The 14640-nt window shown below is 65.8% G+C and carries 14 protein-coding genes and 1 riboswitch; of the genes, 13 read left to right on the top strand and 1 reads right to left on the bottom strand.

The genetic code is table 11. The features are described from left to right. The first annotated feature begins 194 nt into the window (after positions 1–194). Genes napE through AC1DDA_RS03110 form a run of 6 tightly spaced genes read left to right on the top strand, consistent with a single transcriptional unit; the run spans position 195 to position 4876 of the window. A complete protein-coding gene (napE, locus tag AC1DDA_RS03135; protein ID WP_476795118.1) occupies positions 195–383 on the top strand; it encodes a periplasmic nitrate reductase, NapE protein in 189 nt (62 codons plus the stop codon). Between the two features lie 9 nt (positions 384–392). Further along, on the top strand, positions 393–902 hold the full coding sequence (gene napF / locus AC1DDA_RS03130) for a ferredoxin-type protein NapF (RefSeq protein ID WP_476794596.1): 510 nt from the start codon (positions 393–395) through the stop codon (positions 900–902). Continuing rightward, on the top strand, positions 895–1182 hold the full coding sequence (locus tag AC1DDA_RS03125; protein ID WP_476794595.1) for a chaperone NapD: 288 nt from the start codon (positions 895–897) through the stop codon (positions 1180–1182). Before napF ends, AC1DDA_RS03125 begins: the two co-directional genes overlap by 8 nt. Continuing rightward, positions 1179–3680 (top strand): periplasmic nitrate reductase subunit alpha, encoded by a 2502-nt coding sequence (napA, locus tag AC1DDA_RS03120; RefSeq protein WP_476794594.1) that lies wholly within the window; start codon positions 1179–1181, stop codon positions 3678–3680. Before AC1DDA_RS03125 ends, napA begins: the two co-directional genes overlap by 4 nt. Further along, positions 3647–4150, top strand: a complete 504-nt coding sequence (locus AC1DDA_RS03115; protein WP_441512426.1) for a nitrate reductase cytochrome c-type subunit — start codon at positions 3647–3649, stop codon at positions 4148–4150. Before napA ends, AC1DDA_RS03115 begins: the two co-directional genes overlap by 34 nt. A gap of 12 nt (positions 4151–4162) precedes the next feature. Continuing rightward, on the top strand, positions 4163–4876 hold the full coding sequence (locus AC1DDA_RS03110; RefSeq protein WP_476794593.1) for a cytochrome c3 family protein: 714 nt from the start codon (positions 4163–4165) through the stop codon (positions 4874–4876). A 137-nt stretch (positions 4877–5013) separates the two neighbouring features. Here AC1DDA_RS03110 and AC1DDA_RS03105 read toward each other — a convergent pair whose 3' ends face one another. Next, positions 5014–6957 carry a TonB-dependent receptor plug domain-containing protein gene (locus tag AC1DDA_RS03105; RefSeq protein ID WP_476794592.1) on the bottom strand — a complete coding sequence of 648 codons (1944 nt, stop codon included), beginning with the start codon at positions 6955–6957 and terminating at the stop codon, positions 5014–5016. A gap of 123 nt (positions 6958–7080) precedes the next feature. Next, positions 7081–7279, bottom strand: a riboswitch (cobalamin riboswitch). 242 nt (positions 7280–7521) lie between these two features. On the opposite strand from AC1DDA_RS03105, the gene AC1DDA_RS03100 reads away from it, so the two are divergent. From AC1DDA_RS03100 to AC1DDA_RS03070, 7 genes are all read left to right on the top strand, one after another. Continuing rightward, positions 7522–9891, top strand: a complete 2370-nt coding sequence (locus AC1DDA_RS03100) for an Orn/Lys/Arg family decarboxylase (RefSeq protein WP_476794591.1) — start codon at positions 7522–7524, stop codon at positions 9889–9891. A 14-nt stretch (positions 9892–9905) separates the two neighbouring features. Next, positions 9906–10451 carry an N-acetyltransferase family protein gene (locus AC1DDA_RS03095; protein WP_476794590.1) on the top strand — a complete coding sequence of 182 codons (546 nt, stop codon included), beginning with the start codon at positions 9906–9908 and terminating at the stop codon, positions 10449–10451. 250 nt (positions 10452–10701) lie between these two features. Continuing rightward, positions 10702–11295, top strand: coding sequence for a TetR/AcrR family transcriptional regulator (locus tag AC1DDA_RS03090; protein ID WP_476794589.1), 594 nt, complete (start codon positions 10702–10704; stop codon positions 11293–11295). A 176-nt stretch (positions 11296–11471) separates the two neighbouring features. Beyond that, on the top strand, positions 11472–11765 hold the full coding sequence (locus tag AC1DDA_RS03085; RefSeq protein ID WP_476794588.1) for a hypothetical protein: 294 nt from the start codon (positions 11472–11474) through the stop codon (positions 11763–11765). A gap of 35 nt (positions 11766–11800) precedes the next feature. After that, positions 11801–12400: a hypothetical protein gene (locus AC1DDA_RS03080; protein ID WP_476794587.1), complete on the top strand. Its 600-nt coding sequence runs from the start codon at positions 11801–11803 to the stop codon at positions 12398–12400. 86 nt (positions 12401–12486) lie between these two features. Further along, a complete protein-coding gene (locus AC1DDA_RS03075) occupies positions 12487–13755 on the top strand; it encodes an MFS transporter (protein WP_476794586.1) in 1269 nt (422 codons plus the stop codon). 278 nt (positions 13756–14033) lie between these two features. Continuing rightward, entirely contained in the window at positions 14034–14639 is a 606-nt protein-coding gene (locus AC1DDA_RS03070; protein WP_476794585.1) for an invasion associated locus B family protein, read from the top strand. The last annotated feature ends 1 nt before the right edge of the window (position 14640 follow it).

Here is a 14640-nt window from a genome sequence, read left to right as displayed (position 1 = left end):
ACAGCGCCAAGCAATTGCGGCCGCGACCGTTGCGAAGACGTGTTTGCGCTAGATCAAGGTCCTGAGGCGGGCGCGTTTTCGGGCGACGACGACAGTAGACAAGGAACAGTATTTCAGTTTCTATTTCTTCGATCTCAAATCTGGTGACGGCGCGATTTGTGAACGCCCCGCACGTGAAAGGACGAGAGATGACGATGGAGGCCGCGGGGGCGAGTGGCCCGGAAACCGCTTCGGAAAGGCCGACAAGGCGAGCCGAACTCCTGGCTTTCCTCACGCTGGCGGTGCTCATTTGGCCAATTGTGGCTATCGGCGTCGTCGGCGGTTACGGCTTCCTGGTCTGGATGTTCCAGCTGATTGTCGGTCCGCCCGGACCTCCGCATTGAGGCCGGGCCATGGAACGCACCGCCATTGATCGCGGGCGCCGCAACTTCCTGACCGGCCGGCGCCTCTCATTGCCAGACAGGGTTCGCCCACCCTGGTCCCGTGCCGCGTCGATCGCTGCGGCCTGTACCGGTTGCGGCGCCTGCCTGCCCGCCTGCCCGCAGCACATTATCGTGCTCGATGAGTCCGGCCGGGCCGGCCTCGACTTCAGTGGAAGCGAATGCAGCTTCTGCGGCGCCTGCGCCGACGCCTGCCCCGAGCCGGTCTTCGATCGCGCCATTGCGGCCTTTGAGCATGTCGCCGTGATCGGGCCGGAATGCTTCGCCAGCCGCGGCATCGTCTGCCAGAGCTGCGGCGATGCCTGCCCGGAGAGCGCGATCCGCTTTCGTCCACGGCTTGGCGGGCCGGCCCTGCCGGAGCTAGCTGCCGATCTCTGCAGCGGCTGTGGCGCCTGCATTGCGGGCTGCCCGGCCGGGGCCATCAGCGCCGGAGCGCACCCGCCGGAGGCACCCCATGGCTGAGCCATCGCGCCCGCGCTTCCATCACATTTCGAGCGCCGTCGTCTCGGCCCTGCCGGCGCGTGTCGATGCGGTGCTCGCCCGCATCCGCGAGTTGCCGGAGACCGAGATCCATCGCGTCGAGAACGGCAAGATCGTGATCGTGCTGGAGGGATCGAGCACCGGCGTCATCGGCGACCGGCTGGCCGCGATCAGCCTGATCGACGGCGTGCTCTCGGCCAACATGGTGTTCGAGCAGATCGAAGACCTCGAAACCCTCGACGACCCCGGAGTAACCCCATGACCCTGTCCCGTCGCGAGATGCTGAAGGCGCAGGCGGCCGGCGTCGCCGCGCTTGCCGCCAATATGAGCGTTCCGGCAGATGCCCAGCCGGTCACCGGCGGCGTCGACACCTTGCAGATCAAATGGTCGAAGGCGCCGTGCCGCTTCTGTGGCACCGGCTGCGGTGTGATGGTCGGCGTCAAGGAAGGCCGCGTCATCGCCACCCATGGCGACATGAAGGCCGACGTCAATCGCGGCCTGAATTGCATCAAGGGCTATTTCCTCTCCAAGATCATGTACGGCAGCGACCGGCTGACCCAGCCGCTGCTGCGCAAGAGGAACGGCGCCTACGCCAAGGACGGCGAGTTCACGCCGGTCTCCTGGGAGGAGGCCTTCGACACCATGGCCGCCAAGGCCAAGGCGACGCTTAAGGCCAAGGGGCCGACCGCGCTCGGCATGTTCGGCTCCGGGCAGTGGACGATCTTCGAGGGCTATGCCGCGACCAAGCTGATGCGGGCCGGCTTCCGCTCCAACAATCTCGACCCGAACGCCCGCCACTGCATGGCCTCGGCCGCCTACGCCTTCATGCGCACCTTCGGCATGGACGAGCCGATGGGCTGCTACGACGATTTCGAGCATGCCGACGCCTTCGTGCTCTGGGGCTCGAACATGGCGGAGATGCACCCGATCCTGTGGACGCGGGTGACGGACCGCCGGCTCGGTCAGCCGCATGTGAAGGTCGCGGTGCTCTCGACCTACACGCACCGCAGCTCGGACCTCGCCGACATCCCGATCGTGTTCAAGCCGGGTACCGATCTGGCGATCCTGAACTACATCGCCAACCACATCATCTCGACGGGCCGGGTGAACAAGGACTTCGTCGGCAAGCACACCACCTTTGTGAAGGGGGCGACCGACATCGGCTATGGCCTGCGGCCCGACGACCCGCGCGAGGTCAAGGCGAAGAAGGCTGCGGATCCCACCGCGACGACGCCGATCGATTTCGAGGCCTATGCCGCCTTCGTCAAGGACTACACGCTGGAGAAGGTCTCGGCCCTCACCGGGGTCGAGCCCGGCTTCCTGGAGCAACTCGCCGAGCTCTACGCCGATCCCAAGCGCAAGGTCGTCTCGCTCTGGACCATGGGCTTCAACCAGCATGTGCGCGGCGTCTGGGCCAATCAGCTCGTCTACAACCTGCACCTGCTGACGGGGAAGATCTCCGAGCCGGGCAACAGCCCGTTCTCGCTCACCGGCCAGCCCTCGGCCTGCGGCACGGCGCGCGAGGTCGGCACCTTCGCCCATCGCCTGCCGGCCGACATGACGGTGGTCAATCCCGAGCATCGCAAACATGCCGAGGAGATCTGGCGCGTCCCGAACGGGATCATCCCCGAGAAGCCCGGCTACCATGCCGTCGAGCAGGACCGGATGCTCAAGGACGGCAAGCTGAATTTCTACTGGATTCAGGTCAACAACAACCTGCAGGCCGCGCCGAACAGCAGCAACGAAACCTATCCGGGCTACCGCAACCCGGAGAACTTCATCGTCGTCTCCGACGCCTATCCGACGGTGACGGCGCTGGCCGCCGACCTGATTCTGCCGGCGGCGATGTGGGTCGAGAAGGAGGGCGCCTACGGCAATGCCGAGCGGCGCACCCATGTCTGGCACCAACTCGTGCAGGCGCCGGGCGAGGCGCGTTCGGACCTCTGGCAGCTCATGGAGTTCTCGAAGCGCTTCACCACGGACGAGGTCTGGCCGGCGGAGATCCTCGACGCCAACCCGAACTATCGCGGCAAGACGCTGTTCGACGTGCTCTATCGCAACGGCAATGTCGACAAGTTCGCGCTCTCCGAGATCAGCCCGGATTACGACAATCAGGAGTCGAAGGATTTCGGCTTCTACGTCCACAAGGGCCTGTTCGAGGAATACGCCACCTTCGGCCGCGGCCATGGCCATGATCTCGGACCCTATGAGCTCTACCATGAGGTTCGCGGCCTGCGCTGGCCGGTGGTCGACGGCAAGGAGACGCTCTGGCGCTATCGCGAGGGGCTCGACCCCTATGTGAAGCCCGGCAAGGGCATCGAGTTCTACGGCAACAAGGACGGCAAGGCCCGCATCATCGCGGTGCCCTACGAGCCGCCTGCGGAATCGCCCGATGCCGAGTACGATCTCTGGCTGGTCACCGGCCGCGTGCTGGAGCACTGGCATTCCGGCTCGATGACCATGCGCGTGCCGGAGCTCTACAAGGCCTTCCCCGGCGCGCGCTGCTTCATGCACCCGGAGGATGCCCGCAAGCGCGGACTCAACCAGGGCGCCGAGATCACGGTGATCTCGCGCCGCGGCGAGATGCGCACCCGCGTCGAGACGCGCGGGCGCAACCGCATGCCGCCCGGCGTGGTCTTCGTGCCCTGGTTCGACGCCAGCCAGCTCATCAACAAGACGACGCTCGACGCCACCGATCCCATCTCCAAGCAGACGGATTTCAAGAAATGCGCGGTCAAGATCGCACCGGTCTCGGGCTGATGCGCTCGCGGACCTTCCTCGGGGCCGCCATGGCGGCGGGCCTCGTCCTCGCCTTCGGCGCCGCCTTCTCGCAGGAGGGGGCGCCGGTGAAGATCGTGCCGCGGCTGACTGGAACGGCCGACCCGATGGCGCTCGAACGGGTGCCGGCACTCGGCCGGCCGATCGTCGACGACGTCAGGCGCATGCGGAACTATCCGGAGCAGCCTCCGGTGATCCCGCATTCGATCGACGGCTACCAGCTTACTCTCAACACCAACCGCTGCATGGACTGCCACAAGCGTGAGTTCACCGAGGGCTCGGGCGCGCCGATGATCAGCATCACCCATTTCCAGGATCGCGACGGGCAGGTGCTCTCCGACGTGACGCCGCGGCGCTATTTCTGCACCGCTTGCCATGTCCAGCAGACCGATGTCGCGCCGCTCGTCCAGAACCGGTTCCAGGACGCCAAAGACGTCGGCCGGAAGCCTTAGGCGGGACGGATCATGGCCAGGCTCAAATCCTTCTGTCTCTGGTGCTGGAGCGTCGTCGTGCGCTTCTGGCGCATCATCAGCCGGCCGAGCGCCTATCTGCCGCTCGGCTTCCTGACCCTCGGCGGCTTTGTCGGGGGCGTGCTCTTCTGGGGTGGCTTCAACACCGCGCTGGAGATCACCAATACCGAGAAGTTCTGCACCTCCTGTCACGAGATGCGCGACAACGTCTATCAGGAGCTGCAATCGACGGTGCATTTCTCGAACCGCTCGGGCGTGCGCGCGACCTGCCCGGACTGCCATGTGCCGCATAACTGGACGGACAAGATCGCCCGCAAGATGCAGGCCTCCAAGGAAGTCTGGGGCAAGATCTTCGGCACGATCTCGACGCGCGAGAAGTTCCTCAATCATCGGCTCGAGCTCGCCAAGCACGAATGGGCGCGGCTCAAGGCGAACGACTCGCTCGAATGCCGCAACTGCCATTCCTCGGTCGCGATGGACTTCACCAAGCAGACGCGCCGGGCGGCCGAGATCCACAGCCGCTTCCTGGTCACCGGAGAGAAGACCTGCATCGACTGCCACAAGGGCATCGCCCATCTGCTGCCGGACATGACCGGCATCGAGCCGGGCTGGAAGGACGCGCCGGAGCTGCAGGGCAAGGGCAGCGCCTCCTGGCACGGGCCTGAATGGGCTATGCGGACCTATCTGGCGGAGATCGAGAAGCGCTGAACCGACCGGCGCATTCGCGGCAGCCCGCGCCGGGCGTAGCGGTCGCGTGTGCCATCGTCCGGCGCAACGCCGATTGCCATGGCGGCGGAGGCCGCCATGGCAAAGGACGCGCAAATCGCGCCGGGCGCGGCGCGCCCTCAGCCGCCGATGGCCACCTTGATGCCGCCGAAGGCACCAAAGCCCGAAACCAGGAAGCCGACGGGGTTCTCCCAGCGCTTATCGAAGAGATTGTCGATGCGGCCGAACACGGTGAGCTTGTCGGTCGCCTTGTATTCGGCCGCGAGATTGACCAGCGTCGCGCCCTTCGCGTTCATTCGGGCGACCGAGAAGTCGCGATTGCCGTCCACCCAGGAGCCGACATAGAGCAGCGTCGCCGAGAGCGTGAGCTTGTCGGTCGGCGTCCATGTCGCGGTTGCGCTCGCCTTGTGTCGCGGCCGGCGCAGCAGCTCCTGTCGCGCGATCTCGTCCTTGGCGAGGGTGAAGGTGTAGTCGGCGCGGATGCGGAATTGTGGCGAAATCTCCAGCGCGGCGAAGGCCTCGACGCCCTTGGTTCTGGCCTTTCCGACATTCGCATAGGAATCGAAGGTGGCGTTGGTGACGATCAGGTTGTCGATGTCGTTCTGGAACCACGTTGCACCGAACTGCAGCTTCCGGTCGAAAAGCGGCTGCTCGAAGCCGGCATCCCAGCCGCGGCTTTCTTCCGGATTCAGGTTCGGATTGCCATGGAAATTGAACCCGGGGCGATAGTCGACGAAGAGCTCGTTGAGCGTCGGCGCCTTGAAACCGGTGCCGTAGCTCGCCTTCAGCTTGGTCTCGGTGCCGGGGATGATCAGCGCCGGGGCGATGCGGTAGGTGGTGTGGCCGCCATAGCTGTCGTCGTCGTCGCGTCGGATATTGGCCACCAGAAAGAAGCGGTCCTGGATATTGCCCTGATATTCGAGGAAGCCCGCCTTGTTGCCGTTGGAGGCGACGAGGCCCGTGGTATCCAGGCGCTCGCGCTCGTATTGCAGGCCCATCAGCAGGTTGTGGCCCTTGGCGATCTCGAAATTGCCGCGCCAGTCGAGCTTGGTGCGCTCGCCCAGATTCGCGTTGGGCAGGCCGAGGATGCCGGTCGTTCCGTTCGCCGTCCGCGTCGCCCGGTCCTGGTTGGTGTAGGAGATGCCGAAGGTGTTGACGAAGCGCCCGCCGAACGGGTCCCAGACGACCTCGCCGCGGGTGAAGGCCTGGGCATAGTTCTGCAGCGAGCGATAGGGCGCAGGTCGGCTCGGGAAGCCGGTGTCGCTGGTGAAACGCAGCTGCCCGTCTTGATAGCGGCCGATCCAGTTCAGTGTCAGCGTGTCGCTGAGCGCAGCGCCGACGCGGCCTGAATAGCTGTAGTTGTCGAAGGCATTGGGGTTGATGCGCCGGCCCGGCGGGACGAGGTTCGGCGGCGTCACATCGGTCGCGTCCGAGCGGAAGTGGGCGGCGTTGAAGGCGTAGTTGAAGCGGTCGTCGCCGCCGCTGAAGCCGGCAGACTGGTTGAAGGTGCCGTGAGAGCCGGCCTCGACGCGTGCCGTTGCCTTTGGTGGACCCTCGCCGCGCTTCGTCGTGATCGAGATCACGCCGCCGAGCGCGTTGGCCCCGTAGAGGCCGCTCTGCGGGCCGCGCAGCACCTCGATGCGCTCGATGTCGTCCGTCAGCATCGAGCCGAAATCGAAGGAGCGGTTGGGAGTCGCGGGGTCGTTGGCCTCGATTCCGTCGATGAGCACCTTGACGTGGTTCGAGTTGGTGCCGCGCATGAAGACCGAGGTCTGGCCGCCCGGCCCGCCGGTCTGCACGATGTTCATGCCGGGCACCGTCGCGAGCGCCTGCGGCAGGGTACGGCGCTGCTGCTGCTCGATCTCCTTCGCAGTGATGACGGTGACGGAGCTCGCGATCTCGCGCGCCGGGGTCGGCGTCCCCGTGGCGCTGACCACGATCTCGTCGAGCGCGACGGGGCCGGCGTCGCTTTGCGCCAGGGCAGGGGCAGAGCAGGTGAGGGCGAGAAGGGAGGCGGAAAGCAGCGGGCGGCCGCGTCCTGCGGCTGGAGAGAAGACGTTCACGATGGAGACCTCGGGCGGTTGACGTCAGTGGCACGTCACCGCGAACGCGATCTCCCATCGGCCGCGCGAGAGGCGGCAAACAGTCTAATCAGCGATCGGCGCACCCCGTCCGAACGTGTTCGCGTGTGACCACGGCTGACGGCAGGTCTCCTGGCTCGCGGGTCGGTGCCTTCACGCCGCCTTCCCAGGTCCGAGGTCCCAGTGGCGTCTGGCGAAAGGCTCGCCGCTTACAGTTGCGGGGGCAGCCGCGGCATGGGGCAGAAATCCGCCCGCACCGCGTTCCCTTTTGATCCCGTGAAGGAACCGTCGCGGCGACGATTAGGGCGGAAATGCGGCCGCGTCAAACCGGGTTGGCGCGCTGCAGCGACAGCAGATCATCATCTGCTACAGTCTCCGGCGAGGCAGGATTGGGGCCAGCCGACGTTCCGGCCGGGGCTGCGCATCTTTGGCCTGAATTCCGGGGAAAGATGGGGCACCGGGACCTCGCTGATGCAGTTGCATCGTTGGTCGCCGGATTGTCGCAAGACTCACTCAGTGTCGTGAGTTCACGCCAGCGGAGACGGCATGGATTATTTCAGGCGCTTCACCTTTCTGTTCGCGACGCCGAATTTCGATGCCGAGGATCTCGAAGGGATCCGCTTCAACCAGATCATCGAGGAGATCGAGCGCTCGGGCTTCGAGGTCGTCAAGGCGCGCAAGCTCGAAGATGCCGAGATCGCGGTCCAGACCGATGCCGCCATCGGCTGCATGGTGGTCGATTGGGGCAAGAAGGGACTCGAGGGCAAGACTGCCGCGCTGATCAATCTGATGCGCCGGCGCGGCCTCGACTTCCCGATCATCCTGCTCATCCGCCGCAAGCGCTTCGAGGACGTGCCGGTCGAGGTGCTCGATTTCATCGACGGCTACATCTTTCTCTCGGAGGAGACGCCGCCCTTCATCGCCAAGAGCCTGATCAGCCGTCTCAAGCAATATGCCGAGACGCTGAAGACGCCGTTCTTCGGCGCGCTCGTCGATTATGCCGAGGAAGGCAACCATCTCTGGACCTGCCCGGGACACAATGGCGGCGTCTTCTACAGCCGTAGCCCGATCGGACGCGTCTTCATGGAGCATCTCGGCGAGGCTGTGTTCCGCGACGACCTCGACAATTCCGTGCTCGATCTCGGCGACCTGCTGACCCATGAGGGCCCGGCCCTGAAGGCGCAGAAGGAAGCGGCGCAAATTTTCGGGGCGGAGAAGACCTATTTCGTCCTGAACGGCACCTCGACCTCCAACAAGGTCGCGCTCGCCGCGCTGGTTTCGGACGGCGACCTCGTGCTGTTCGACCGGAACAACCACAAGGCGGCCCATCACGGCGCGCTGCTGATCGCCGGGGGCATTCCGGTCTATATCCCGACCGCGCGCAACGCCTGGGGGCTGATCGGCCCGATGCTCTGGGAGAGCTTCGACGAGGAGGCGCTGCGCGAGCGCATCCGTACCAATCCGCTTATCAAGGACCCCGACGCCTGGAAGAAGCCGCGCCCGTTCCGTGTCGCGGTGGTCGAGCAGTGCACCTATGACGGCACGATCCACAGCGCACAGATGATCCTCGACCGGATCGGCCACCTCTGCGACTACATCCTCTTCGACGAAGCCTGGGCCGGCTTCATGAAGTTCCATCCGCTCTATGCGGGCCGCTTCGCCATGGGCCTCTCCGGCCTCGGCCCGGAGTCCCCCGGCATCATCGCGACCCAGTCGACGCACAAGCAGCTCGCGAGCTTCAGCCAGGCGTCCCAGATCCACATGAAGGATCGGCACATCAGGGGCCAGAAGCGGCGCGTCGAGCACCGGCGCTTCAACGAGAGCTTCATGCAATATGCCTCGACCTCGCCGTTCTATCCGCTGTTCGCCTCGCTCGACGTCGGCGCGCAGATGATGAAGGGCCGTTCCGGAGAGGTGCTCTGGGACGACACGATCCGGCTCGGCATCGAGCTCCGCAAGAAGATCCGGGCGGTCAGGCGCGAATTCGAGGAGAAGGAGACGAGGCCCGAGCGGCGCTGGTTCTTCGAGCCCTTCGTGCCGGATCGGGTCAGCATCGCCGACGCCTCGCGCGAGGGCGCCGTCCATGATGTCGCCTGGGAAATGGTCGCGACCGACCAGCTCGCAAGCCATCCGGCCTATTGGCAGCTCGCGCCCCATGCGAGCTGGCACGGCTTCACGCGGATGGAGTCGGGCTTCGCCATGACCGACCCCAACAAGCTGACCCTGTTGACGCCTGGCTTCGACCGCGAGACCGGGACCTATGCCGAGCACGGCATTCCCGCACCGGTCGTCGCGCAGTTCCTGCGCGAGAACCGGATCGTCGCCGAGAAGAACGACCTGAATTCGCTCCTCTTCCTGCTGACGCCGGGCGTCGAGGCGAGCAAGGCCGGCACGCTGATCAGCGGTCTCGTCGCCTTCAAGAAGCTGCATGACGACAACGCGCTGCTCGAGGAGGCCATCCCCGAGTTCTCCCGCCGCCGGCCGGGCCGCTATGCCGGCGTGCGGCTGCGCGATCTCTGCGGCGAGATGCACCGCTTCTTCCGCGACCATGACGTCAGCAGGCTGCAGAATCGGCAGTTCTCGCCCGAGCACCTGCCGGAGATGGCGATGTCGCCGCATGACGCGGCGCGCTGCCTCGTGCGCAATGATGTCGACTACCTGCCGATCGGTGCCATCGAAAACCGCATCGCGGTGACGCCTTTCGTCGTCTATCCGCCGGGCATCGCCACCATCGTCCCGGGCGAAAGGCTTTGCGCGCGGGCCAAGCCGATGATCGACTACCTCAAGATGTTCGAGGCGAGCTTCAACGCCTTTCCCGGCTTCGATGTCGAGATTCAGGGCATCTATCGCGAGGTCGATGCCGCCGGCCAGGTGCGCCTCCACACCTATGTCGTCAGCGAGCAGGCCCAGGGCTGAGGTCGCGACGAACCATGGAGAGCGACCTGCCCATCCTCATCCGCCCCTCGCGCGATACCGATGTCGAGCCGATGCTGGCGATCTATCGCCGGCATATCCGCGGCGGCATCGAGGCCGGCGTGGAGGATACCGGCACGCCGGAGCCCGACGATCTGCGCGACCGGCGCAAGAACCTGCGCAACCGCCGGCTGCCGCATCTGGTGGCGACGCGGGGCGGCGACGTCGTCGGCTATGCCTATGTCGTGCTGTTCCGCAAACGCCCGGCCTATCGCTTCACGGTGAAGCACTCGATCTATGTTCATCACGAGCATCTCGGGCACGGCGTCGGGCGGCTGCTGATGCAGGCCCTGATCGACGCCTGCGCCGCCGCCGGCTTCCGCCAGATGATCGGCTATATCGACGCCGGGAACACGGCGTCGTTGCTGCTGCACGAGCGCTTCGGCTTCGCTCGCGTCGGCCTGCTGCCGGCGGTCGCCTATCGCTACGGAAAATGGTCCGACAGCGTCATGGTTCAAAGGTCGCTCGGTGCGGGCGCCACGCAGCCTATCCCTCCGGGTTGAGCCTGTCGCTCGACACCGCGCAGGACTGAAGGCGCATCATCGAGACCTGGCAGCCGGTACGGAGCGTCCGCGTCGAGCGATTTTCCTGAGAATCCATATGAGATAGGTCAAATGTGCACCGCCGCAGCGCCGTGCGTCGCAGACGCGGATTGCGGTTCCCGGGAAAATCGGGACAAGAAGACGATACGCTGAATCGCCAGATCGCCTGATCGCAGACTCCGATGATCTGGCGGAGAACCGGGCAATCTAGATGGTCACACGCGCAGAGCTCGTATCACGTCTGGAACGGGCGTTCCTGGACCATGGTTACGCGCATCTGACGATGATCACCATCGCGGAAACCGTCGATGTCACCCGGCGCACCCTGTACAATTATTTCAGCAATAAGGAAGACGCGTTTCGATTTCTGATCGAGCATGCCAACGCGAATGCCGTCGAGGCCGGCATGGCAGCTGGGCGTGTTGCGCTCGCGGAAGGGCGGGGCGCAGTCGAGATTCTCGCGACCCTTCTCGACGTTCGCTACGGGAACACCCGTCGCCGGCTGGCGAAATCGCCTCATGCGATCGAGATCAATGATCAGGCATTTCGCCGCTGCCGAGACTTAATGATCGGCTCCGCCATTGCCTTTCAGGCCGAATTGGCGGCGTTCATCGTCGAACTCGAGCAGCGCGGCATTCTTCGCGTCAGGAGCGACGTGACCCCTGAAGACCTCGCACAGCTTCTCGCCGACGGAGCGCGGGGCACCAATCAGAGCCTCCCGCCGATCGCTCCGGAACGGCTGCATTTGCGCTATCGAAGCATGGTCCAGGCGCTGCTCAACGGCACGATCGAAAGCCAGGGCTGACCGCCGAAGCCGATCGCGTCGATGAGGTGATCTCGGCGCCAACGCGCGGCCGCCCCGCGCTGTGGGGCGCGACGGATCGTGGTTCGCCCGGTATTCTCAATTTTCATCATGTTGTGCAAAATGTGCGCGCTTGATGGGGGCTGGCGCCGGGTCGTCCGGCAGGGGGGAGGCTGTCTTTGGAGCGGGAGATCGATCGGCTGCTAGCCGATCCGCTGTTCGACCAAGCCATATATCGTCTGGCCGTCGGTTTTGTGCGCGTGCAGGCGGCAGCGCCGCGCCTGGCCTCGCAATTTGCGACGCAGCAACGCTGGCTGATGTCGCATGCGGCGTTGGCGCGCTATTTCCGCTGCCTCCGCGCCGGACGTCCGGGCCTGTCCGGCACGAATTTGTCGAGACGTCGCGGGCCCATGGGCTGGCCAGCCGCAACACGGCGGCGGCCTTTTTTGCGGAGGCGCTGCAATACGGCCTGATCCAGCCGACCGAGCCCGCCGGCGACAGCTCCGAAATGGTAGAGCCTTGCCCCTCGACGCTATGGGCACTCACCGAGTGGTACGCCTTGCACCTTGCGGCGCTCGATGCGCTCGATGGCCGAGGCCGTGTCGAGCGCCTGCGGCAGGCCGACCTGATGCTCCTCGCCGAGATGGAGCCATTGGTCGCCGATGGCCTGCTAACCTGTGAGCTGATCCGGGTGCCAGCGCCGATCTATGCTGTGTTCGCTTCGGTCGATGACGGCGGCAGCCTGATGGATCGACTCATGGTCGGGCTGGGCGCCGATACCGCATCCATCGAGGAACGGGCGGTTACTGACGTGACCTCCGTCTCGGCACTGGCCCGGCCGCTCAACCTGTCGCGCACCCATACGGGAAGGACGCTGGCGGCGGCGGCTGCGCTCGGCGGGTTGGGCTGGAGCGGCGCGCGCGGGCGCTCCCCGATCTGGCTTTCAGGGAGCTTTCGCGCGCAATACGCGCAGGTTCAAGCCGCGAAGCTCGCCATCATCGGCGCAGCCTTCGAGGCCGCAGCGGGAGTGGCAGATGCGGCGGCGCCGCCGGCCACCATGATCGCCCCCGACAAGGGGCGCAGCCACTGGAGCGAACCGGCATGCTGAGGAAATTGGCGCAGGCAGCGCCCGCTCCGGAGCAGCCTTCGGAGGCGACGATCGCTGCACGTCTCGACGCGCTGCCCTTCTGCCGATTGAGGCTGGCGATCTTCGCCGTCGCTACGCTGGCGCTCTTTGCGGACATCGCCGAAGTTGCCCTCGGAAACGCGCTGGGAGTCGTATTCCAGGCGCCGCCGCGCAGCATGACGCGCGTGGAACTTTCCCTGTTCCTGGCCGCAATCTTTGCCGGTGGGGCCGCGGGTGCCCCGGGTTTCGGCCTGCTAGGGGACCGGACGGGCCGCCGCCTGGCTCTCCAGGCGGCGCTCCTCGTCGTCGCCATCGGCTCGATCGGCGCAGCGGCGAGCAATGACGCCGTGGCGTTGATAGGCTTCCGCTTCCTGTCGGGACTCGGCATCGGCGCGTGCCCGCCGCTGATCGCCGCCTACCTGGCCGATGTCATGCCGCCGCGGCTGCGCGGGACCATGGTCTGCCTCTGCGCCGGCATGGCTTTTCTCGGTGCGCCCGCCATCATCTTCCTGATGCGCGCCACGTCCCCAAGCTTTCTCGGCCTGGACGGGTGGCGCTGGGCGCTCGGTTCCGGAGCGCTCCTCGCGTTTCTCGCGGCAGCGCTATTGAATATGCTGCCGGAATCGCCGCGCTGGCTTGCTGCGGCCGGTCGCTTCGACGAGGCAGAGGCGGCCCTGCGCCGTTTCGGTGGTCCAGGTGCTCGTGCCGTCGACGTTCCTCTTCCGGCGCAGGCAGTCGCCCCGGCGGCCGAGGACCGGGGGACACCCACCGTCCGCCGGCGCCTGCTCCTGCTGTGCGCTCTCTATGCGCTCGCGCCATGGGCGACGATCGGCTTCCCGCTGATGAGCGGCGTCGTCATGGTCAAGAAGCAGTTCAGCATCAGCGACTCGGTCGTTGCCGCGGGTCTGATCATGTTCGGGCCGGTGATCGGCAACCTGCTCATGGCGTTTGTGATCGACAGGATCGGCCGAAGGGCGAGCCTTATTGCCAGCGCCGTCGCGATGACCGTGCTGGGATTGTGCTTCGCGGCGGCGACCGCGTTTGCCGTCCTGGTCTGGATCGGGATCGCTTTCGCATTGTGCAGCGCCATCTATGCAAGCGTCCTCGGTGTCTACGCGGCCGAAATCATCCCGACGGCATTGCGCTCCTCGCGGACATCGCTGGCTTGGGGGCTCGGCCGATTCGTCTCGATCTTCGTGCCCTTGGTCTTCTTCGCGCTGATCCACCATGTGGGCCCCTGGGCCATGTTCGCCTTGATCGCAATTGCCCTCGGTCTCAGCGCTTTGCTGGTGGCCCGCGCGGGACCGGCCGGCCGGTCGCGGCAGCCCGTCGCCTAGGCGGTTGGTCCCGGCTCGGCTGCGCCGCACGGGGGCAGGCGGCCCGAATTCCCGATGGTCAGAACATGTGACCATTTTTGAAACGCATATTGCACATTACAGAGCAATCTGAGAAATATCGACAATCATCGAGGCGAGTGATCGCCTCGACGCGAGTCCTCATGGGTTTTTCGCCGCCCCTTGGCGAAGGCGCCGGACTACGTCGAGGGACGAAATCTCCTTGAAGCAAAGGCCGTTCCGGCATGCTGGCCGGATGGCGAGCGGGCATCGGGGGTTACGTGAAGTCGAAGCGATTGAATTCCTGCTGGGCGGGCTTCGGCATCGCCTTCGCCATGTCAGCCGGCTCGGCGCTGGCTCAGCCTGCCCCTTCGAAGCCTGCAAGCCAGCCCGCCGCAGCGGCGCCGGGCCCTGCGGCGGTGCCGCCGGAGCCGAGCAGCACGACGGCCAGCTTCGGCGACTGGACTCTGCGCTGCCAGCGGATAACCGATGCCGGAAAGACGCTGCGGGTCTGCGAAGTCGCCCAGGTTCTGCAGGCGCAGGGCCAGCAGGCTCCGATCGCACAAGTCGCGCTGGGGCGGATCGCCAATGGCGAGCCGGTGCGCGTCACGGCGGTGATGCCGGTCAGTGTCACTTTCCCGAGCAGCGTGCAGATCGTCATGGGCGAGAAGGACGCCAAGCCCGTCGAGCTGCCATGGCGGCGCTGCCTGCCGACCGGCTGCTTCGCCGAGGTGGCCCCCGGCGACGACGTTTTGAAGCAATGGCGCAAGGGCACTGAGGCTGGCCGGATCCTGTTCAAGGACGCAGCCGGCCGCGATCTCGCACTGCCCCTCTCCAGCCGTGGCCTCGATCAGGCGCTCGAAGCGCTCGCGAAGGAGCGCCTCTGAC

The organism is Allobosea sp. 10N428 (genome assembly GCF_056394545.1).
Note: the sequence above shows the minus strand (reverse complement) of the source record. Positions and strands in the feature narration are given on the sequence as shown.

What these genes read in the sequence shown, in the direction of transcription:
- AC1DDA_RS03125 (WP_476794595.1), top strand. Translation starts at nt 895, where the DNA reads ATGGCTGAGCCATCGCGCCCGCGCTTCCATCACATTTCGAGCGCCGTC.
- AC1DDA_RS03110 (WP_476794593.1), top strand. Translation starts at nt 4,163, where the DNA reads ATGGCCAGGCTCAAATCCTTCTGTCTCTGGTGCTGGAGCGTCGTCGTG.
- AC1DDA_RS03115 (WP_441512426.1), top strand. Translation starts at nt 3,647, where the DNA reads ATGCGCGGTCAAGATCGCACCGGTCTCGGGCTGATGCGCTCGCGGACC.
- napE (WP_476795118.1), top strand. Translation starts at nt 195, where the DNA reads ATGGAGGCCGCGGGGGCGAGTGGCCCGGAAACCGCTTCGGAAAGGCCG.
- AC1DDA_RS03080 (WP_476794587.1), top strand. Translation starts at nt 11,801, where the DNA reads ATGGTAGAGCCTTGCCCCTCGACGCTATGGGCACTCACCGAGTGGTAC.
- napA (WP_476794594.1), top strand. Translation starts at nt 1,179, where the DNA reads ATGACCCTGTCCCGTCGCGAGATGCTGAAGGCGCAGGCGGCCGGCGTC.
- AC1DDA_RS03095 (WP_476794590.1), top strand. Translation starts at nt 9,906, where the DNA reads ATGGAGAGCGACCTGCCCATCCTCATCCGCCCCTCGCGCGATACCGAT.
- napF (WP_476794596.1), top strand. Translation starts at nt 393, where the DNA reads ATGGAACGCACCGCCATTGATCGCGGGCGCCGCAACTTCCTGACCGGC.
- AC1DDA_RS03090 (WP_476794589.1), top strand. Translation starts at nt 10,702, where the DNA reads ATGGTCACACGCGCAGAGCTCGTATCACGTCTGGAACGGGCGTTCCTG.
- AC1DDA_RS03100 (WP_476794591.1), top strand. Translation starts at nt 7,522, where the DNA reads ATGGATTATTTCAGGCGCTTCACCTTTCTGTTCGCGACGCCGAATTTC.